The organism is Flavobacterium psychrotrophum (genome assembly GCF_003403075.1).
In the GTDB taxonomy this organism is placed as follows: domain Bacteria; phylum Bacteroidota; class Bacteroidia; order Flavobacteriales; family Flavobacteriaceae; genus Flavobacterium; species Flavobacterium psychrotrophum.
In genome coordinates this window covers 715,513-736,298 of the sequence record NZ_CP031557.1, presented here as the reverse complement: position 1 = coordinate 736,298, position 20,786 = coordinate 715,513, and the positions used below count along the sequence as shown (strand labels likewise).

24 protein-coding genes are annotated in these 20,786 nt (G+C 39.7%); 13 read left to right on the top strand and 11 right to left on the bottom strand.

Annotation, left to right across the window (positions count from 1 at the left end):
• Positions 1–306: 306 nt before the first annotated feature.
• From rplI to rpsF, 3 genes are read right to left on the bottom strand one after another with little or no spacing between them, the layout of a single operon-like run.
• Complete coding sequence (gene rplI / locus DYH63_RS03170) at positions 307–765, bottom strand: 50S ribosomal protein L9 (protein WP_116787421.1); 459 nt, start codon at positions 763–765, stop codon at positions 307–309.
• A 15-nt stretch (positions 766–780) separates the two neighbouring features.
• Positions 781–1,077: a 30S ribosomal protein S18 gene (rpsR, locus tag DYH63_RS03165; protein WP_116787420.1), complete on the bottom strand. Its 297-nt coding sequence runs from the start codon at positions 1,075–1,077 to the stop codon at positions 781–783.
• Between the two features lie 3 nt (positions 1,078–1,080).
• Positions 1,081–1,422, bottom strand: coding sequence for a 30S ribosomal protein S6 (gene rpsF, locus DYH63_RS03160; RefSeq protein ID WP_116790728.1), 342 nt, complete (start codon positions 1,420–1,422; stop codon positions 1,081–1,083).
• A gap of 177 nt (positions 1,423–1,599) precedes the next feature.
• On the opposite strand from rpsF, the gene DYH63_RS03155 reads away from it, so the two are divergent.
• Complete coding sequence (locus tag DYH63_RS03155; RefSeq protein WP_116787419.1) at positions 1,600–2,298, top strand: LytR/AlgR family response regulator transcription factor; 699 nt, start codon at positions 1,600–1,602, stop codon at positions 2,296–2,298.
• Positions 2,299–2,483: 185 nt separating this feature from the next.
• Here DYH63_RS03155 and priA read toward each other — a convergent pair whose 3' ends face one another.
• Positions 2,484–4,937 carry a replication restart helicase PriA gene (gene priA, locus DYH63_RS03150; protein WP_116787418.1) on the bottom strand — a complete coding sequence of 818 codons (2,454 nt, stop codon included), beginning with the start codon at positions 4,935–4,937 and terminating at the stop codon, positions 2,484–2,486.
• A 221-nt stretch (positions 4,938–5,158) separates the two neighbouring features.
• Here priA and DYH63_RS03145 point away from each other — a divergent pair, with 221 nt between their 5' ends.
• The gene (locus DYH63_RS03145) at positions 5,159–5,626 is read left to right on the top strand and encodes a DUF6495 family protein (RefSeq protein ID WP_116787417.1); all 468 of its coding nucleotides are present in this window, start codon (positions 5,159–5,161) and stop codon (positions 5,624–5,626) included.
• Positions 5,627–5,708: 82 nt separating this feature from the next.
• On the opposite strand, the gene DYH63_RS03140 is transcribed toward DYH63_RS03145, so the two are convergent.
• Complete coding sequence (locus DYH63_RS03140) at positions 5,709–6,689, bottom strand: hydrogen peroxide-inducible genes activator (RefSeq protein WP_116787416.1); 981 nt, start codon at positions 6,687–6,689, stop codon at positions 5,709–5,711.
• A 132-nt stretch (positions 6,690–6,821) separates the two neighbouring features.
• On the opposite strand from DYH63_RS03140, the gene DYH63_RS03135 reads away from it, so the two are divergent.
• Together DYH63_RS03135 and DYH63_RS03130 are read left to right on the top strand one after the other, a co-directional pair.
• A complete protein-coding gene (locus DYH63_RS03135) occupies positions 6,822–7,850 on the top strand; it encodes an alpha/beta hydrolase (RefSeq protein ID WP_116787415.1) in 1,029 nt (342 codons plus the stop codon).
• A gap of 128 nt (positions 7,851–7,978) precedes the next feature.
• On the top strand, positions 7,979–8,398 hold the full coding sequence (locus tag DYH63_RS03130; RefSeq protein WP_116787414.1) for an OsmC family protein: 420 nt from the start codon (positions 7,979–7,981) through the stop codon (positions 8,396–8,398).
• Positions 8,399–8,472: 74 nt separating this feature from the next.
• On the opposite strand, the gene DYH63_RS03125 is transcribed toward DYH63_RS03130, so the two are convergent.
• The 4 genes from DYH63_RS03125 to DYH63_RS03110 all read right to left on the bottom strand — a co-directional run bounded on the left by DYH63_RS03125 (position 8,473) and on the right by DYH63_RS03110 (position 10,619).
• Positions 8,473–8,676, bottom strand: a complete 204-nt coding sequence (locus tag DYH63_RS03125; protein ID WP_116787413.1) for a hypothetical protein — start codon at positions 8,674–8,676, stop codon at positions 8,473–8,475.
• A 130-nt stretch (positions 8,677–8,806) separates the two neighbouring features.
• A complete protein-coding gene (mnmC2, locus tag DYH63_RS03120) occupies positions 8,807–9,472 on the bottom strand; it encodes a tRNA (5-methylaminomethyl-2-thiouridine)(34)-methyltransferase MnmC2 (RefSeq protein ID WP_116787412.1) in 666 nt (221 codons plus the stop codon).
• A gap of 2 nt (positions 9,473–9,474) precedes the next feature.
• Entirely contained in the window at positions 9,475–9,939 is a 465-nt protein-coding gene (locus tag DYH63_RS03115; RefSeq protein WP_116787411.1) for a hypothetical protein, read from the bottom strand.
• The gene (locus DYH63_RS03110) at positions 9,939–10,619 is read right to left on the bottom strand and encodes a DUF4920 domain-containing protein (RefSeq protein ID WP_240409056.1); all 681 of its coding nucleotides are present in this window, start codon (positions 10,617–10,619) and stop codon (positions 9,939–9,941) included. Before DYH63_RS03110 ends, DYH63_RS03115 begins: the two co-directional genes overlap by 1 nt.
• 196 nt (positions 10,620–10,815) lie before the next feature.
• On the opposite strand from DYH63_RS03110, the gene DYH63_RS03105 reads away from it, so the two are divergent.
• Positions 10,816–11,883, top strand: a complete 1,068-nt coding sequence (locus DYH63_RS03105; RefSeq protein ID WP_116787410.1) for a branched-chain amino acid aminotransferase — start codon at positions 10,816–10,818, stop codon at positions 11,881–11,883.
• A gap of 80 nt (positions 11,884–11,963) precedes the next feature.
• On the opposite strand, the gene DYH63_RS03100 is transcribed toward DYH63_RS03105, so the two are convergent.
• Positions 11,964–12,347, bottom strand: coding sequence for a pyrophosphohydrolase domain-containing protein (locus DYH63_RS03100; RefSeq protein ID WP_116787409.1), 384 nt, complete (start codon positions 12,345–12,347; stop codon positions 11,964–11,966).
• A 75-nt stretch (positions 12,348–12,422) separates the two neighbouring features.
• On the opposite strand from DYH63_RS03100, the gene DYH63_RS03095 reads away from it, so the two are divergent.
• The 8 genes from DYH63_RS03095 to DYH63_RS03060 all read left to right on the top strand — a co-directional run bounded on the left by DYH63_RS03095 (position 12,423) and on the right by DYH63_RS03060 (position 20,328).
• Positions 12,423–12,620 (top strand): hypothetical protein, encoded by a 198-nt coding sequence (locus tag DYH63_RS03095; protein ID WP_116787408.1) that lies wholly within the window; start codon positions 12,423–12,425, stop codon positions 12,618–12,620.
• Between the two features lie 97 nt (positions 12,621–12,717).
• Positions 12,718–13,212 carry a hypothetical protein gene (locus tag DYH63_RS03090; RefSeq protein ID WP_116787407.1) on the top strand — a complete coding sequence of 165 codons (495 nt, stop codon included), beginning with the start codon at positions 12,718–12,720 and terminating at the stop codon, positions 13,210–13,212.
• A 48-nt stretch (positions 13,213–13,260) separates the two neighbouring features.
• A complete protein-coding gene (locus tag DYH63_RS03085; RefSeq protein ID WP_162926904.1) occupies positions 13,261–15,042 on the top strand; it encodes a sensor histidine kinase in 1,782 nt (593 codons plus the stop codon).
• The gene (locus tag DYH63_RS03080) at positions 15,039–15,650 is read left to right on the top strand and encodes a response regulator (protein ID WP_116787405.1); all 612 of its coding nucleotides are present in this window, start codon (positions 15,039–15,041) and stop codon (positions 15,648–15,650) included. The genes DYH63_RS03085 and DYH63_RS03080 overlap by 4 nt, the downstream gene beginning before the upstream one ends.
• Before the next feature lie 264 nt (positions 15,651–15,914).
• Positions 15,915–16,505: a penicillin-binding protein activator LpoB gene (locus tag DYH63_RS03075; RefSeq protein ID WP_116787404.1), complete on the top strand. Its 591-nt coding sequence runs from the start codon at positions 15,915–15,917 to the stop codon at positions 16,503–16,505.
• A 23-nt stretch (positions 16,506–16,528) separates the two neighbouring features.
• Positions 16,529–18,385, top strand: a complete 1,857-nt coding sequence (locus DYH63_RS03070; RefSeq protein ID WP_116787403.1) for a COG3014 family protein — start codon at positions 16,529–16,531, stop codon at positions 18,383–18,385.
• A gap of 3 nt (positions 18,386–18,388) precedes the next feature.
• Positions 18,389–18,760: a hypothetical protein gene (locus tag DYH63_RS03065; RefSeq protein WP_116787402.1), complete on the top strand. Its 372-nt coding sequence runs from the start codon at positions 18,389–18,391 to the stop codon at positions 18,758–18,760.
• Between the two features lie 77 nt (positions 18,761–18,837).
• Complete coding sequence (locus DYH63_RS03060) at positions 18,838–20,328, top strand: GyrI-like domain-containing protein (protein WP_116787401.1); 1,491 nt, start codon at positions 18,838–18,840, stop codon at positions 20,326–20,328.
• A gap of 104 nt (positions 20,329–20,432) precedes the next feature.
• Here DYH63_RS03060 and DYH63_RS03055 read toward each other — a convergent pair whose 3' ends face one another.
• Positions 20,433–20,780: a hypothetical protein gene (locus DYH63_RS03055; protein WP_116787400.1), complete on the bottom strand. Its 348-nt coding sequence runs from the start codon at positions 20,778–20,780 to the stop codon at positions 20,433–20,435.
• Positions 20,781–20,786 lie beyond the last annotated feature (6 nt).

Here is a 20,786-nt window from a genome sequence, read left to right as displayed (position 1 = left end):
TGATGTTATTACATTTGCTTCGCCAATTCAGGCATAGCCTTCGGGTCGACTGGAGCGAAGTGAAACGTAGTGGACAAATCCTAAAAATCTAAATACTGAAAATCCTGTGGCTAAAAAGCTGCGGGATTTTTTGTTTAAGAACTCAATAATATCTTTTCCAAATTCGGTATCATATAATTTTTACCTAAAATCATATAAATTTAAGCCCGGATATTTTAATAATCATCACTTTTTTATCCCCCATAAACACATAACAAAAAAAGCCTTCCGTTACCGGAAGGCTTTTCAAATATGATGTAACTAAAATTAGTTAGCAGCAGCAACAGGTTGCTCAGCTACAATTTCGTAAGGAAGATCAACGATTACATCACGGTGAAGCCTGATGCTTGCACTGTATTTACCAGTACGTTTAACGATACCGCTAGTGATGAATTTTTTGTCGATAGACTGTCCGTTTTTCTCAAGAGCTTCAGCGATATCAATATTGGTAATAGAACCAAATAGTTTTTCGCCACCAGCTTTTGCGATAAGTTTTATATCAAGAGCCTTAAGAGCTTCAGCAGTTTGCTTAGCATCGTTAACGATCTTTTGCTCTTTAAAAGCCCTTTGTTTAAGGTTTTCAGCAAGTACTTTTTTTGCTGAAGGTGTTGCTACGATACCAAAACCCTGAGGTATAAGGTAGTTACGGCCATAACCTGCCTTAACTGTAACAACATCATCTTTAAAACCTAAATTTTGTACGTCTTGTTTAAGTATAAGTTCCATAATCTTGCCTCTTTATTATTTTAGTAAATCAGCCACATATGGCATTAACGCTAAGTGACGAGCCCTTTTAACAGCTACAGATACTTTTCTCTGGTATTTTAGAGATGTACCGGTAAGGCGACGAGGAAGTAGTTTACCTTGCTCGTTAACAAATTTAAGTAGAAAATCAGGATCTTTGTAATCTACATATTTGATACCTGATTTTTTGAAACGGCAATATTTTTTTTGCTTGTTAGTTTCAATGTTCAAAGGCGTAAGATACCTGATATCTCCGTCTTTTTTGCCTTTAGCAGATTGCTCTATAGTTGACATAACTTAGTTTGCTTTAGTTTTTAGTTTTTCCCTTCTTCTCTCAGCCCATGATATAGCGTGCTTATCAAGTGCAACGGTTAAGAAACGCATTACCCTTTCGTCACGACGGAATTCAGTTTCGAATCCGATAAGGATATCGCCTGGCGCCTGAAATTGGAATAATGTGTAAAAGCCGCTTTTTTTGTGCTGGATTTCGTAAGCCAGTTTTTTCAGGCCCCAATCCTCTTTAGATACAATCTGTGCACCCCTCGAAGTAAGGTAATCTTCAAACTTACTTACTGTTTCCTTTACCTGGGTTTCAGATAAAACGGGATTCAAGATGAAAACAGTTTCATAGTGATTCATAATACAATATTTATATGTTATAAAAGTGGGTGCAAAAGTAAGCATTTATATTTAATGTGCAAATTCAAGTTTTAATTTTTCGCTATTTACACAAAACGTTTTTTTTATATATATTTGTATGCATTCCCAATAAAACATTCAACAATTACTAAACATTTCAAAAAAAATTGAACACTGATGAAACTTAACTGTGTTGTTGTTGATGATAGCACAATACAAAGAATCACCATAGCCAAGCTTGTAAATGAGCACCCGAACCTTACACTGGTTGGCGATTTTTCTAATGCTTCTGAGACACGCAATTGTATATTGCACAAACATGTAGACCTTTTGTTCCTGGATATAGAAATGCCGGTACAAACAGGATTTGATCTTCTGGACGGCCTTAAGGTACGCCCACAGATTATCTTTGTATCGTCTAAATCTGACTATGCGCTTAAGGCTTTTGACTATGCCGCACTGGATTACCTTCAAAAACCGGTAACTAAGGAGCGCTTTAATAAAGCGGTACAAAAGGCTATAGACATGAAGCAGCGCCAGAAAGAAGGCACAGAAGAAGAAGGTGAATTTATCTTTGTAAAAAGCAATCTTAAAAACTTTAAGGTATATGTAGCCAAGATACGCTGGGTAGAAGCCTTTGGAGATTACATAAAGATAAATACCGAAGAAGAAACCCACCTGGTACTTAGCACCATGAAATCTTTTGAAGCTGAACTGCCTGTAGAGAGGTTTATGCGCGTGCACAAATCATACATTATTAATGTAGACAAGGTAGAACGCTTTAATAGTAAGTTTGCCGAAATAGGCGACACAAAAATACCGCTAAGCCGCAATAAAAAAGAAGACCTTGTAAAGGTGCTTAACAGGCCGCAATAAAAATATCTATTCAAAATTATGACGAAAAAATACTTTAGGGCTGTACTATTTTAGTGCAGCCTTTTATTTTGAAGAGCATTTATCCCTTAAAATTATTTATTTTTTAATTTCTCAGGAAGGCGCCGAGATGCAAAGCTTAGTAATATATTATCCAGCTTAGTAAAAGAGATTTTTAATACCTAAAATTAATATGGATCTGCGTTTACAGTAACTTTTATAGATCGGTACTGTGCTATGGCATCCATGCTATCCAGTGTTTTTTGAATTTGCCTTTTTGTAGTTCCCAGCGCTGCCCCAAGTGGTATCTTAACCATAATGGTGCGAATGTACTCGTTACGGATGCGGCTTATGGCAGGTTCTTCAGGACCCAGAACCGGGATATTGAGCTGTTGTGCCAAAACATTGTAGAGCCACATAGCGCCATTTTTCAGCTTTTCATAATCTTTATGTTTCAGGATAATGCGTACCATCCTGAAATAAGGCGGGTATTTAAAGTTATGCCTTTCATACAGCTGCTCCCTGAACATACCTTCATAATCATTCTCGGTAACCTGGCGGATAACATTATGTAAGGGATTGTATGTTTGAATGTACACCATGCCGCGATCGTTCTTTCGCCCGGCACGTCCTGCAACCTGCACCATCATTTGGTACGCCCTTTCAAAGGCACGAAAATCTGGCTGGTACAACATATTATCGGCATTTAGTATCCCTACCATCCCCACGTTGTCAAAGTGTAAACCTTTGGCCAGCATCTGCGTACCAACGAGTATATCTATCTCACGATTTTTAAACGCATCGATTATCTTCTCATAGCCATGTTTACCACGTGTGGTATCCTGGTCCATACGCCACGAGTTTTTAGCGGGAAACAGCATTTTAAGCTCCTGCTCTATCTGTTCTGTACCAAAGCCTTTGGTACTAATATCGGTACTGTGGCACTGATGGCAGTGCGTGGGCATGGCAATATGGTAGGCGCAATAATGGCAGCGCAGCTGGTTCTTGTACTTATAATAGGTAAGGCTTACATCGCATTGCGGGCATTGCGGCACGTGTCCGCAGGTCATACATTCTACCCACGGCGAAAAGCCCCGTCGGTTCTGGAACAGGATAACCTGCTTGCCTAGCACAAGGGTTTCGGCAATGGCCTCGGTAAGGGTATCGCTAAAGTGGCCGGTCATTTGCTTGCGTTTGTACTTATCCTTAAGGTCGATAAGAACAATCTCCGGCGGCAGTACTTTACCAAAACGCTCCTTCATTTCTACCAGTGCATATTTACCACTTTGCACATTGGTATAGCTCTCAATACTTGGCGTAGCCGAGCCCAAAAGTACCTTAGCACCATAGGCATGCGCCAGTACTATAGCAGCATCGCGGGCATGATAACGCGGTGCAGGATCCTGCTGTTTAAAAGTTTGCTCATGCTCTTCGTCAATTACAATAAGCCCTAAACTCTCAAACGGGAGAAACAGTGCTGACCTCGCACCAATAACCACCTGCGCCTTATCTGACCCCTGTAGTACCTGCTGCCATACCTCAACGCGCTCGTTATTGGTATATTTAGAATGAAACACCGCCACCTTATTACCAAAGTAAGCCGTAAGGCGATGTACAAGCTGTGTAGTAAGGGCAATTTCCGGCAGCAGGTACAGCACCTGCTTACCACTACTTATATATTCTTCGATCAGTTTAATATACACCTCTGTCTTTCCGCTGCTGGTAATGCCGTGCAGCAAGGTAACCGGATGCGTTTCAAAACCAGCCTTTATGGCTAAAAATGCTTCCTGTTGTTTTTCGCTTAGCGCAAAACCTGCGGTAGCACTACCTGTAAAGCTTACACGGTCTTCTTCAATATAATATTCTTCTAATATATTTTTATCTACAAGCGACTTTATGGTTGCAGCCGTACTGCCCGAAGCTTCAAGCAATGCCTTATGTGTAATGGGCTTATTGCGGTCGCGTGCCTGTAACTGAAAATACTGCATTACTACCTCGCGCTGTTTTTGGGCACGGCTTAGCAGTTCCAGCAATTCATTTAACTGTTCTTCTTTTAAAAACTCTTCCTGCAGGCGCACATAGCGTATTTTCTTAGGCTTATATTTTTCTGAAACGGCTTCCTGTAATGATATTACATTTTTAGATATCAGCCTGTTGAGTATGGGCAATATCGTTTTTTTATTGAGTATGGCTGTAACCTCCTGCACTTTAAGAGCGCTTTGATTTTGCAGCGCTTCATATATCAGGTATTCGTCATCGGTAAGATCGCCCGTATCGGGGCTATAGCCCTGCTGCGCAGATATTATAGTTTCACTCTCAAGCAATAGCCCACTTGGTAATGCCGACTTATACACTTCGCCAATGGTACACATATAATATTCAGCTATCCACTGCCAGTGTTGTAACTGGTAAGGTGTAACAATGGGAGTGTCGTCGAGTATTTGGTCAATCTCTTTGGCAGCATAAAGCAGCGGCGGGTTTTGGTGCAGCGTTTTTACCATGCCCGTGTATAACTTATTTTTACCAAAGGGTACCGCTACCCGCATACCGGGCCGCAAAAATTGGTACTCTGCCTCGTTTACCGCATAGGTAAAGGTACGCGGCACAGCAAGCGGCAGGATTACTTCAATAAAATAAGGCATATATAAGTGTTGTATTGCAAAGATAAGAAGAAAGTCTTACAATTTTTAGGCAGATTGTCCTCTCGCAAGTTTCCTCAGGTTGCTACCCAATGAAAAAGTTTTTTATCGGTCATTAGTTATTCAGCCACGAATTACACAAATTTGCACAAATTTAATTAAGATCTTAACCTGCATATTTTACACGGATTCAATTTGTGTAATCTATTGCAAAAAAATATATTATGAAATATACCCGACTTACTAAGGAACAGCTTGAAGAATTGCATGAAGAATTCATCCGCTTCCTGGCCTCTCAGTCTATAGATAAAGGCGAATGGGATACCCTGAAACAGGAAAAACCAGAAGTTGCTGAACAGGAAATTGATGTTTTTAGCGACCTGATATGGGAAAGCGTAATGGATAAAGCCGAATGGCTGGAGCATTACTCTAAAAACCACATTTTTCTTTTTAAACTGGGTAAAGAGAATATGGAAAGTATTGTAATACATGCCCATACCCCACTGGCCGACTTTTTGACCGAAGGCGGATTGCAATGGCTTAACGAAAATATTTTTAGTAAGGAAGTACACCTGAGCCGCGGCAAAAAAGATTTTGGCGAAGACCGTAATACCGAAATCTTCAGCCTTATAGAACAGGGCGCTATGCTTAGCGACGGTACTTTATATAAAGAGCTGGAAGACATGTTCTAAAATTTCAAAGCCACGAATTACACAAATTTCAAGAATTATTTCAATTTGTTAGTGTCAATTTGTGTAATTCGTGGCTAACTCATTATTTACCTTTCATAGCTTCACTCACCTTTTCAATAAAGTAAGGCGAGTCGTTCCAGCGAATCTTTTTATATGGCTTGTCTTTTTTAATGCTTTCAGGCAGGCAGCTCCATAAGGCTTCATTCATTTTTTCGAGTAACAGCTTACGGTTAAAAGTATCTGCCACCACCAGGCTTATTTCACGCACAGGAACCGGTTCCTTAAATGGCTTATATAAAGTTGATTCCTGTTCATTAAGCACCGATAGTTGTGGTACAAGGGCAAACCCCAACCCTGCCCTTACCAGGTTTTTAAGTGTTTCTATTGAGTTAATATCGTAGCTAAACTGCTCTTCTTTATATCCACCATCTTTTATTCCGCAGATATCCAGCAGTTGGGCATTGTAGCAATACTCGCTTTGCAGTAATAACAATTCAGGCCTGTCCTGCGGTTGTAGTTCATATTCCGTTGCCGTTGCCATAGGGTGCCCTTCGTTAAGGTAGGCAACAAAAGGCTCCTGAAACACAGGATACTCCCTTAAGCCCGGATGCCCTGTGGGCGTAGCCATAAGCGCAATGTCAATACTTCCGGTTTCCAGCCCGTGCATCAGCTGGCCCGTCCCCATTTCTTTAATGGTAAAATGCATTTGCGGTACTGCCTGGCGCATTGCCTTTATAAACAGTGGCATAATGTAGGGCGACAATGTACTTATAACGCCAAGCGTTACTTTTCCTTTAAGGTCATTTTTTTTATTAACGACAAAATCACGGATGGCATCTGCTTCCCGAAGCAGTTTTTTTGCTTTTTCGATAATTTCTGTCCCTACTAAAGTTGGCTTTAAAGGTACCTTTGTACGGTCAAATATCTTTATTCCTATCTCTTCTTCAAGGTTTTTTAGCTGAATGGTAAGTCCTGGCTGACTCACCATACATTCTTCGGCAGCCCTTGCAAAATGGCGGTGTTCATCAAGAGCTATGATATATTTGAGTTGCTGGAGCGTCATTAATTATAATTTTATTTTATAAAGGTAAAAAATTATTAATTTGATTTATATGTGATGCTGGAATAAATTTGTCTCATCAAAATAAGGGAAATGAGAAGCCCGAAATTATAAACTCAGTTAATCTTTTATATCATGAAAAAAATAACAGTAATGGCCTTAGCATTTTTAGGATTAAATGCCGCCCACGCCCAAACCGATCCATCGCTTGCAGGAAGCTACAATGTAGAAAAAAATACCCGCGAGTTTTTAAAAGCAGTACACAGCGGCACAGGCCCGCAACTTTATGAACTATCTATACAGGATGCCCGTAATGTACTTATCAATGCACAAACGGGCGATTACAAAAAACTACCTGTAGACATTGAAGAAAAAACCATTACACAGGATGGCCGCACAGTGTCCATCAGAATTGTAAAACCGCAGGGCAGTAAAGAAAAGCTACCGGTACTTATGTACTTTCATGGTGGCGGATGGATACTGGGCAACGCCTTTACCCACGACCGCCTGGTAAGAGAACTGGCTGTAGGCGCTAACATTGCCGTAGTATTTGTAAACTACACTCCCACCCCCGAAGCCCGCTACCCTCAGGCAAATGAAGAATCTTATGCCGCTACAAAATGGATTAAAGAAAATGGCAGCAAACTTGGCTTTAACACGTCTAAAATAGCCGTGGGCGGCGACAGTGTAGGCGGTAACATGGCGATAGCCGTTACCCTGATGGCAAAAGAACGCAAAGGTCCGCAGATTGATTACCAGCTATTGTTCTACCCTGTAACCGACGCTAACTTTAATACCGCATCATACCAGCAATTTGCTAACGGGCACTTTTTAACCCTCAATGCCATGATATGGTTCTGGAACCAGTATGCGCCTAACAAAGCCGACCGTAACCAAATTACCGCATCGCCACTACGCGCTGATATTGAGCAACTGCAAAATCTTCCGGAAGCATTGATCATTACTGCTGAAAATGATGTATTGCGTGATGAAGGCGAGGCTTATGCGAAAAAGCTAAATGCTGCCGGTGTAAAAGTTACTGCCACACGCTACATAGGTACCATTCACGATTTTGTAATGCTAAACCCTATTACAAATACACCTGCACCGCGAGCAGCCATAAAACAGGCTACAGACGCGCTGAAAGACAAATTGCACAATTAATTCTAAGATTAACAAATAAATATAATACAGGCTTAACCGTTAAGGGCTATTAATTAATAACTTTACGAATAATACTCTTACAAAAAGCCATCATAATTAAATAATTAAAACCTTAAAATTTAAACATCATGAAATTTACAAGAAAAGCATCTACAAACTGGAAAGGAACAGGGAAAGACGGAAAAGGATCTGTAAGCACAGAAAGCACTACCCTTAATAATGCACAATTATCATTCAAAACACGTTTTGAAGACGGTGTAGGCACTAATCCTGAAGAGCTTGTAGGCGCTGCACACTCTGGCTGCTACACTATGCAGTTAAGCTTCCTTATATCAGAAAAAGGATTTACACCCGAAGACCTTAACACAGAGGCTCAGGTGACTTTTGAAGACGGTACCATTACAAAAGTTCACCTTAAGCTGGAAGCAAGCGTACCGGGACTTAGCGATCAGGATTTCCAGGAGCTGGCCACTAAAGCAAAAGAAATTTGCCCTGTATCTAAGCTGCTTAATGCTGAAATTACATTATCTGCTACATTGATAGCTTAATTAAAAACTGCTTTAAATATAATAGGCCCGAAACTTTTAGTTACGGGCCTATTTTTTCTAAAAAGAAATAAAGGTTATTTTTTATTTTCTACTGCTGTAAGGCATACCTGTAGTTCAGGCTTGCCGGTAGTGTAGTTGTAAAGCCAGTCTATCAGCTGTTCCAGTTCATATGGTAACAGCGTCTTCAGTGCTTTTTCTACTTCCTTACAAAACAATATTGGGTCAAAACTCATTTTTTCCAACACTGTTTTGGTGTAGTTAAACATGGATGCAGGCATAATAGTAAAATGATTGAGGTTATGATTATAAGAACATGTGGTAAAGGTATAATTATTTATCGATTAAAAAAATGAATGCAATAATTTTAACCTATTAAATTTTTTAATATGATAATTTTTTAACATTCATTTATGATTTCACACCTCTAAGCATTTCCCGTTTGCCAGGAGGCCCCGGAAGTTTCTCTGTAATAAAACCCACAGCTTTCATATTATTTTTAATAACAGACCTGCACGCATAGGTAACCAATATTCCACCCGGCTTTAAGGCCTTATACATTTTAGAAAAAATTTCCTCGCTCCAAAGTTCCGGCTGCACAGGATAACCAAAGGCATCAAAATAAATGAGGTCGTAAATTTCAGCATCATTTATTTCATGGAAAAATTTTTGCTGTTTAGTTAACGTAAATTTATCGTTTATACTAACTGCTTCGCCCCAGGGCGCAGCATGCATTGCCTCAAACACTGTTTTTCCTTCCTCCCCGGTTTCAAGTTCAGATGCATAGTTCATCTGCTTTGCCTCTTCCTCTGCTACCGGGTATGCTTCTACCCCGGTATAGTTTATTACCTGGCCAGATTTAAGTGCCTCGGCATACGTTATAAACGCATTAAGCCCGGTACCAAAGCCTATTTCTAAAATTGCAACAGGCCTGCCTTTTGTAAGCGCCAGCCCATTGTTTATAAATACATGGCGCGCCTCTGTAATGGCACCAAACTTAGAATGATAGTTTTCATTCTTGTCCGGCAGGTGTATCGTTACAGATCCATCGCCTGTTGTAATAATTTCTCTTCTCAAAACTACTTAATATAAAGCTTTTTAATACGCTGTATAGGCCCGCCACATTTACCTTCATGGCAGGTAATACAGGCTGTAACCATATCATTAAAATGTTGCTTAGCAGTTTTAGGGTCTTCATAAATAGTGCGCTGCGCCTTTATAAAATTAGCAGCGTTCTCTTTAAAAAAAGCATCATTATCAGATTCATCCGTCAGTTTAGCCGAATGTATCTTGAGCATATATTCAGGAAACTTCCCCAGTGTATCGCCATTTACAATACGCTGTTTAAGCTGGCTGTTCTCTGCATACATACGCTCCATAAGCGATGCCATTTCGCTAAGCTCATACATTTTAAACGCTTTTGTAGCGGTTTTAGTACAATCTGCAGTGTCTTTTTTTACGGGCGCTTCAACTTCAGGTTTTGGTTCCTGCCTGCATCCCATTAAAACAAGGCCGCATAGGGCAACTAATAAAAATCTCCCCATTACTTGCTTATCAGTACGCCATCGGCTAAAAATCCGTAAGTAACCTTTGGCTCGGTAATTTTAGCAATGTCTGCCTCACTCTGCCCGCCATCTTTAGCATAATGCCTAAGCTGCGCTACAGATACCTCACTTACAAAAGCTTTACCACTTACTACAGCCTGCTGGCCGTCGGCGTTTAGCGGTACAAAAAACGCATAGTCTTTAAACTTTACAAATGATTCTTTGCCATTAGGCAGCTCTAAGCTCATCCAACAGCCTTTCTTTTTGCAAACATCATTAATTTTAGTAGCAAACTTTACGTTTACGGTATCGCCAGACTTAAGGCCTTTATACTTACTGTACATTTCTTCTTTTGTAAGTGCCTTGTCTGCTACTATCTTATCGCCAAAAACTGCATAATCAACTTTTAAAGTTTTTGCAGCCGTTACCTTAACTTCAGGTTTCTCAGCTTTTTCTGCCTTTTCAGCTTGTTCAGGTTTCTCGGCAGCCTCCGTTTTCTCAGGCATTTCCGGCTTTTCTACAGCTTCTGTTGCCTCATTTGCCACAACAGTATCTGTATCAACCCTTACGGTATCTGCCTTTCCTTCAATCACAGTCTCTTCAGACTTTACTTCGGTTTCATTTTTTTTGCACGCAGCCAGCGAAAGCAGGGCTGCCATTACAAGCACTGATTTATTCATTTATAACTAAATTACATTTGTATGTGACAAATTTATACAGAAACTTTAAATGTACCAATGCCTTAATCGTTATTTATAATTCTTTGTTTCAGTATTTTATTTTTTTATTTTTCATTTTTATTTGTTAAAAACGGCTATAAGATGATTTTTTAGTAAATTTGCTAATACGCGACTAATTCTTAACTACACTATACTAATGAGCGGAAACCCTACTTTTACTATTAAAGTTCAGAAAGCCGAGACCTCTAAAATTGGCTCGGTAGATTTTGAGAACCTGCCGTTTGGTAATGTTTTTACAGACCATATGCTGTATTGCGATTACAAAAATGGCGAATGGGGTACTCCGGTTATTGAACCCTATGCCCCCATGCTTATGGATCCTTCTTCGAGGGTGTTCCATTACGGGCAGGCAATTTTTGAAGGCATGAAAGCTTATAAGGATGAAAAAGATGATATCTGGCTTTTTCGCCCTGACCAAAACTTTGAACGTTTTAATAAATCTGCAGTAAGGCTGGCAATGCCCGAAGTACCTGAAGAGGTATTTATAGAAGGCCTTAGGCAACTTATAAATATAGACCGCGAATGGGTTAAAAAAGGTAAAGGCAACTCGCTATACCTGCGTCCGTTCATGATAGCCACAGGTCACGGTGTTATAGCATCGCCATCTGCTCAATACAGGTTTATGATTATTATGTCTCCGGCTAAGTCATACTACCAGGGCGAAGTTAAGGTGCTTATAGCAGAGCACTTTAGCCGTGCGGCCAATGGTGGTATTGGTGCAGCAAAGGCAGCCGGTAACTATTCATCTCAATTTTATCCTACAAAGTTAGCTAACGAACAAGGTTACCAGCAGGTAATATGGACGGATGATGCTACACATACCAAGCTTGAAGAGGCCGGTACCATGAACGTATTTTTCAGGATAAACGATACACTTTGCACAGCTCCTACCAGCGAAAGGATACTGGATGGCGTAACGCGTAAGAGCCTTATAGACATTGCAAAACGTGATGGTATTACGGTAGAAGAACGCCCTGTTTTAGTAGCAGAGCTTATTGAAGGCATGAAAAACGGATCGCTAAAAGAAATTTTTGGCGCCGGTACTGCAGCTGTAATAAGCCCTATTGAAGGCTTTAGCTACCAGGATGTTTATTATGAACTGCCTAAACAGGAAAATCCGGTGGCACTGGAGCTAAAAGAAAAACTTACTAGTATACAGAACAAGCTTGCCGAAGACACCTTTGGGTGGACGGAGAAGATATAAGTTTACAATATAAGTTTACAGTAAACAGTGTTCAGTTAGCAGATTAATCTCTGATGTAACTGAACACTGTTCACTTAAAACTACTTAAGAATTGCTGTAAAATCTGGCTTAGAGTACTTAGGCCCTTTCATTACCTTACCATCTTCGCGATATATCGGCAGGCCGTTATCATCAAGCTTACTCATATTACTGCGCTGTATTTCATCAAATACTTCTTCTATCTTATATTGTAGTCCATGTTCTATAATGGTGCCACATAATATATACAGCATATCTCCCAGCGCGTCGGCCACCTCTGTAAGGTCGCTATTTTGTACGGCTTCAAGATATTCTTCATTTTCTTCCTTCATTAAGTTGTAACGCAGCAGGTTAACGCTATCGCCTAAGCTTGCCCGGGGCGCATCGCTTACACCCAGTTTAAAAGATGTATGAAACTGCGTTACGGCATCAAGTTGTTTTTTCATAATTGCTTATTTTATCGTTTTAAAAATAAGGTTTAATGAACGTTAATATGTAGTTTTGTAAAAAAAGATTTCAACATGTTTACCACCGGACAAATCATTTTTGCCATCGCCTTTATTATAGTTTTTGCTACCGTACTGGTGTTTATGTACCGCAAAGACCTACCCTTACACAAAAAATATTATAAAAACAGCTACCTCATTTTATTATGCTTTTTGCTGTTTATAGCCTTACTGTTTGTAATTAAGTTTCTTACAAAAGATACTACAAATTAAAGGCACACACCGTATGATAAAAAATCCCCATAAATGGGGATTTTTTATTGTTCATAATTTATGATTTTTGTACTATTAACCATTAAAATATAAATCAATGTCTAAAGCTGTTTACACCGGTGAGGGCACCTACAATCCTGACACTTTTGTAGCTACCTACAATGTTTATCTACCTACCCCAAAACCAGGAGAAGGTACCTATAAATTTCATACTAATAAAGTTTACAATTTTTCGAGCAACAACTACCCTAATGTTTTGCTTATTTTTATGGAAATAGAAAATGGCAAAAACAGCGCTTTAAAGGGCGAAACAAACGACCCTGCTACTGTTATAACATTTAATGTAAAACAGGAAAACCTTATAAATATAGACGCATCATGCGCATTAATAACTGCAACCGATAATATTAATGTTATCATAATGCATGATGACGATAAAGACGAAGTGTTTGCAAGGCTTAATTATTATGATGCAGCACCGCCAGCGCAAACTACAACCGGTACTAGTAATAAAAACAATTTAGAAAGCCCGTTTATGCCTAAAAAATCTGGCCGTGGCATATTAATGCCTAAAAAACTGGGTATAATGTAACCATACATTTAAGGGTAGCAATTATTTATTTTGATTATGATAAAAAACATGAGGGCTGCCTTAATAAAGCCTATTTTATTGCTGATGGTATTTTTTGCCATCAGCAATTCATTTGCACAGTATGATCCCGATTTAGCAAAAATTCAAAAAAATGCTTATGAAGATGACCCTGATGTACTACTAAAAAAACTAACCCGGATAAAATCAAAAATAACCAGGCCGGCAGATAAGGCGCTATATAAAAGAGCGCTTGCTCAGTATTATATAGGCGTTAACAACGATGCCAATGCTTTTAAAGTACTTAAAGAAGCACAAAAAATTTACCATGCTATAGACAGCACAGAGGCAGAAATGGAAATTTATCGCATGCTGTTTAATACCATTTTTTACAGCGAAGCTACCTCTACCGATGCCTGGCCTTATGCAGAAGAATACTTAAAATATGCAGAGGCATCCGGCAATAAGGAAAAAATGATCAATGCCTTTTTAATGCAGGCAGATTACTATCAGGTAGAGGGCAAGGCTAATGTAAGCCTTAAGTTTTACAGAAAGGCATTACTGCTTGCAAATCAACAAAATGACAGGGTATCTCAATCTGCCGTATATACAAATTTATCGTTACTGTTTACGGATTATCTTAAGATGCCGGACTCAGCCTTATACTACCTTAAAAAAGACATTCCTTACCTGGAAAAAAGCGGAGATCTTACAGATTTATCTTCTAATTATGCTAACCAGGCAGCAGCCTACTCTGTTTTAGGAGATTACAAAAAGGCTATAGAAGTTTCTAAAACCGCATTTGATTTACCCATCAAAAAATACAGAAATAAAGAAAAAGAGATATTTGCTTACCGGATATCAACCTACTATTCTGAACTAAAAGACTATAAAAACGCATACCAGTACCTCGAACTCTCTAATAAATACCACGATAGCGTTAAAGAAGAGCAACAGCATGCCGTTATTCGCGATTTAGAGACCAAATACAAAACAAAAGAAAAAGAACTTGAAAACAAGGTGTTAAAAGGCGATATGCAAACTAACCGTATCCTTTTATACACCGCCATAGCCATAGCTATAGCAATAGGTTCAATAAGTGCCCTGATCATTAAAAACTCTCGCAGAAAAGAAAAGATAAGCCGCCAGGAAAAAATAATTGATCAGCAAAAACTTGAAAAAGTACTTAAAGACCATGAGCTGCAAAGCATAGACCTGTTGCTCGAAGGGCAGGAACGCGAGCGCCAGCGCATAGCTAACGACCTGCACGATAATCTGGGCAGTATGCTTGCAACGCTTAAAATGAACTTTGAAAATCTTAAAATGCGTAAAAATGGTGTAGATGCTACAGAAGCTATGCTGTTTGAACGCACAGACGAACTTATAGAAGAAGCTTACCACAAAGTACGCAGACTGGCACATACTAATAATGCCGGAGTATTGGCAGCTGAAGGCCTGATACCGGCGGTTAAAAAACTGGTAGATAAAATATCTACACCCGGCAAGCTTGAGATGCAGTTTATACCTTATGGATTTACAAAACCGCTGGATAACACACTCGAAATTGCTATCTTTAGGCTCATACAGGAATTATCTACCAACATAATTAAACACAGCCAGGCCACAGAGGCCACGGTACAGCTTACTAACCACGAAGACAGTATTAACATTATTATAGAAGACAATGGTGTAGGCTTTGACCCTGCACAAATAAAATCCGACGGCATGGGCATTGCCACCATACATCAAAAAATTGCACAGTTAAAAGGAACAATTACCATAGATTCAATCCCCGGAAAAGGGGCAACCATAATAATAGAACTCCCGTTATGATAACAATAGCCATAGCAGAAGACCATCAGGCACTTATAGATGGTATGAAAGTATTTCTGGAGTATGAACCCGATCTTAAGGTGGTGGGTGAAGCCAACAATGGCGACCGCCTGCTGGATATAGTGCGAAGCAAGAAACCTGATATTGTACTCACAGATATCAGGATGCCTATAATGGATGGCATTACAGCGGCAAAGCATATAAAAAAGGAATTTCCGGGCTGCAAGATAATTGCGTTTAGCATGTTTGAACAAGATGAGGCTATTACACAAATGCAGGAAGCAGGTGCATCTGGCTACATCCTTAAAAACTCTTCCCTAAAGATTGTCATCGAAGCCATACGTGCCGTAAACCGTGGAGAAACTTTTTTTGACACCGGCCTAAAAACACCTCAAAAAGAAGATACAGGAGAGGTACAATTAAGCAAAAGAGAAAAAGAAATTGTAAAGCTGGTGGGCGAAGGCAAAACCTCGCAGGAAATTGCTGATCAGCTTTTTATAGGTAAAGCTACAGTAGACACACATCGCAAAAACATTCTTAAGAAGCTTAATTTACAGGGAAAAAGTGAACTAATGCGTTACTCTGTAGAAAAAAAATATGATTTTTAAATACCACAGCTATAAAATACCTATTGTTGGGTATTTTTTAATCTGTCAGAATTATAAATCTTTGCATCAACGAACAAATCTCAACACGTTTTTGGGAACTGAAATTTCAATTTTAGTTATTTTGTAGTTGGTTTAGGACAATAAATGCCTTCGCACCCCTGCGAAGGCATTTTATTTTAAAAATATTTTTGGCACGCTGTTTGTAAAACAAGTAGTGTTAACAAAATTTATTAGTATTTTTACATCAATCAAAAAACAAAACCAATGAAAAACAACGCCATAAAATTGTTTACTGCCTTAGCACTGGCTCTTACATTATCTAATTGTGGTGCTCCAAAAGTAGAGCGTGTGAGTGAAACAACCGTTACAGACCTTAGTGGCCGCTGGAACGAGACAGATTCGCGCCTTACCGCAGAGCAAATAACCGCAGAACTTATGGATCATGCCTGGTATAGTACTTACGCATCTGAAAACGGAGGTAAAAAACCGGTACTAATCGTGGGCCTTATAACTAATAAATCGCACGAGCACATTGCTACCGAAACGTTTTCTAAAGATATAGAAAAAGCCGTTATTAACTCTGGCCGTATGAAACTGGTACAGGCAGGTAATATGCGCGAAGAAATAAGGGCAGAACGTGCAGACCAGCAAAATAATGCTTCGCAAAGCACAATGAAAAAATTTGGCCTTGAAAACGGTGCCGATTTTATGCTGCAAGGCACTGTAAACTCTATCGTAGACCAAAACAAAAAAGAAAAATCAGTTTATTACCAGATAGACCTTGAACTTACAAACATCCAGACAAATGAAAAAGTGTGGATAGGCGACAAAAAAATCAAGAAACTTATTAAGTAATAAGGCAACTTTTTTATAGTATTATGAAAAAAGCCCGACAACTATATGCCGCCCTTACCGGGGCGGTATTTTTTACCCTTATACTAAGCCTGCAATCTTGCAGCACCTATAACCAGAAAACTGCCGATATACAGCAGGAAATGGTTACAGGCCAGTTTGCCAAAGCCTCAGCTACCATAGATAAAAATAAGTTTCTGGGCAAAAAACGCAATCGCCTGCTTTACCTTCTTGAAAAAGGTAAGATGGAGCACTTACAGGGCAATTATACCGAGAGCAACAAGCTTTTTGAAGAAGCTTACATACTGGTAGACGATAAAATTACTACCGGTGCGGCCCATGCCCTGGCTGCCACTTTTACAAACCCAATGGCTGCGCCATATAAAGGAGAGGACTTTGAGAAAGTAACCATTCACTATTATAAAGCGCTTAACTATTTTTTTCTTGGCCAGCCGGATGAAGCATTGGTAGAAGCTAAGCGAATAGACATAAAGCTCGAAGAACTCAACAACAAATACCGCAACAATAAGAACAAATATACTAAAGACGCTTTTAGCCAGATATTACAGGGACTTTTGTATGAAGGTACCGGCGATATAAACAATGCTTTTATAGCTTACCGAAATGCCGAAGAAATTTATTCGGCAAATAACGGAACATACTTTGGCGTAAACATGCCGCAGCAGTTAAAAGATGATTTACTCAGAACATCATATGCGCTTGGCTTTACTCAGGAATACAATGATTATCTCAAAAAATTTGGATTACCTGCCAGTTACCGTCCCGCCCAGGATAAGGCTTCAGGCGAAGCTATTGTATTTTGGGAAAACGGACTTGCTCCTGTAAAAGACCAGATTGTGGTAACAGCCAGCGGCGCAGGAATGTTTTTTTATGGCACCTATATGGAAGATGGCATTGTGCATGATATACTGCTACCAATACCCCTGGGTACAAACCTGGGTTCTATAAATGCCATAGCTATACCTAAATATACAAAAAGTGTAAGCTATTATGGCAAAGCGGCATTAGTTGTAGATGGTAAAGAAAAATGCTTTGAAACCACACAGGATTTTTACAGCGTGGCTAAACAATGCCTTAAAGACCGCATGCTGCGCGAAGCTGTAAATATTGCCGTGCGCTTTGCTGCAAAAAAAGGAGGCAGCCTGCTTTTGCAGGAAATTGCTAAACAGGCCATGGGTAATGACGGGGCAGAACTTGTAAAACTTGGTGCAGATGCAGCAGGCGCTATTACAGAGAAAGCCGATACCCGCAACTGGCAATCGCTGCCTGCTACAATAAGCTATGCAAGGGTATCGCTTGTACCCGGAAACAATAAATTCCTGATAAAGAAATATGGCCCGCAAGGTGTGGTAGATACCGATACAATTCATATTCCTTACAAGCGAGGGTTACAGATCGTAAATTACTTCGACCTTGGCCGCACACAATTACTCCCTGCTCAAAAGCCTGCCGATAGCCTTAAAACTACTCCTGTTGCTGTAGCATCGGTTAAAATGGATAAAAAAGTGGCCGATAAGTATGACAAATGGATAGATACTCCGGATGGGGTTTCTTATAAAGTAACGAGCTATACAGAAGTGAAGGAAGGAAAAACATATTGGGGTAAAAAGATAACTTTTAAAACAACAATGGCATTTCCGCTAAATGTTACTTATACTCTTACCGATAAGCCATATACTACACAAACTAAAGTAGTATCGCTTGATGAATATGAACATTCAGAAGACGAGGGTAAGGCTGCCGGGCTGTATTACCAGCTTAGCGACAACCTAAAGCCCGGACAGGAAACCATGGGGTGGTACCCTTTTATACAGGAAAATCCAGATTTTTATGTTACGATATTAAAAACAGAAAAACCTTAAGCCATGAAAAAATTGTTTTTACTGCTACTGCTGTTCTCGGGTATTTGCTTTGCGCAAAGCAATAATGAATGGGGCGAATGGCAAAAAACCAGCTGTTACAGCAAAATTTTATTCCGTTTAAAATATGATGGAAAGAATGGTGAACAGCACAAATGGAAAGCCCAGTTTAAAAGTGACTACACTACCGTAGTATCTTTTAACTACAGCATAAAGGATGAAAATGGCCAGTATGATACTACTACGCACCGCAAAATACTTAATCCGGGGGTAACTACTAATGATACGGAAGTGTATACCGCTACCGAAAACATTTATCTGATTGTAGATAAAGTGAGCCTTTCTCCCTATCCGCAAGGGTATATTGAGTGTGAATGATATCATTTTCATAAAAAATTGCAGATAACTGGCTGTTAATAGAATTATTTATAATTTTACGACATATAAAATCATTAATGAAAATTGTAAAATATGTGTTCCTGTTACTGGTACTGGCTGCGATAGCCATAACTGTTTTTATTGCAACACAAAACGGATCTTATAGCATAACAGAACAAAAGGTTATAAACGTACCCCGACCGGTACTGTATAACTACATAACTGAATATAAGAACTGGGAAAATCTTGGGCTGCTTAAGGATGCTGACAGTACGGCAAATTACAATTATTCTAATGCTACAAGTGGCAATGGCGCTTTTATGCAATGGCAAAAAAGCAGTACAACAGGTAAAGTAACCACTATTGCCCTTGCCGAAAACGACTCTATTAGCCAACAGGCAGTTATAAACGACCTTGAGAGCCAAATTTCATGGAAATTTAAAGATACACTTAATAGCACTAAAGTTACAGTTAAGCTAACGGGTAAGCTTACATTTTCTGAAAAAGCCAATGCGCTTATGCACGGTGGTATTGATAATAGCTTTGAAACAACGGTATCAAAAGGGCTGGATAACCTTAATGCTTTTCTGGTTACCGAACTTCGCAAATACAATATTGAAGTTGAAGGACTGGTAACAAAAACCGGAACTTTTTACTTAGGCCACACAAGTACGGGTTCTATTAAAGGCATCAATGAAACCGCCGCATCAAATTTTGCAAAATTGCAGGCATTTGTAGCACAAAACAAAATTACTACAGCCGGATATCCATTTATATTATACAAGAACCTTGATAAAACGGCACAAACCGCTACCTATACTTTTGCCATACCTATTAAGGACGAAATATTTACAGCTGCCGGAAGTGAATATGAAGGCGGTAAAATAATACCACATACTGCACTTAAAACCACACTTACGGGCGATTATTCTCATCTGCAAAAGGCTTGGAAAAAAGCAGGTGACTACATTAACCAGAAAGTGCTACAAGAAAACAAAAACGGTAGTTACATCGAGGTTTTTGCTACAGGCAGCAAGCAAACACGCAGGCCATCGCAATGGCAAACAGATATTTATATCCCAATAGGCGCATCAGCTAATGAATCTGCAGATACAATGGCTACAGATGCCCCACTGCCACCAATAAACAACACCACCGCAGCGAAACCCGCCACAGGCATACAACCTAAACCGGCGGGCACATCAGCAAAGCCTGCTAATACAGGCCAGACAGCTAAACCCGCATCCGGTACTGCACCAGCGGCACAAAAACCGGCGGGTGCCATCACTACACCAAAACCTTCGGGTACTACTACTGCGAAAACAGGTACATCGGCAAAACCTGCTGCATCAACTACAACAACTAAGCCCGCTAGCACAGCAACAACTGGCAATACGCCAAAATCAACGGGAAGCAACACCGCAACGGCAACAAAGCCTGCCGAAACAACGACTAAAAAACCCGCTACTAATACGGGTACCGGTACAACCGCTAAACCTAAGCCTGCGGCTAAAAAACCAGCAGAACCCAGAGCAGATGATATGAACCCTCCACGTGCAGATGACTAAATAAAAACCTATATCAGTTATTTATATAGGTTTACCGTTTAATAATATACCAAAAATGCTGCCCTCACCAGACAGCATTTTTGGTATGTTTTTTACAATAATTATTATGAGTAAGACAACTCTACCTTAACACTTCGGGGCGTAACAAACATCACTTTTGCCTTAGCCTTGCCTTGTATCACTTTAGCTGTCAATTCTCTGTTCTCTATAGTGCCCAGTTCTAAAAAACGTTCATCATCCGCTTTTACTCTAACCAGCACTTCAGGAGTTCCCGGCTTATTTACAAGCATCAGGTCCCTGCCCGGAAAAAGGTCTACAGCCCTTAACACCTCATCGCTAACTTCCAGTTCAGACGAGATTGAATATTCTTTAGGGCCTCCGCCAGAGGAATCGCTAAACTTCATTATTATTTTTACAACAATAATGGTAATGGTAATAATAGGTATGTACATAATGGT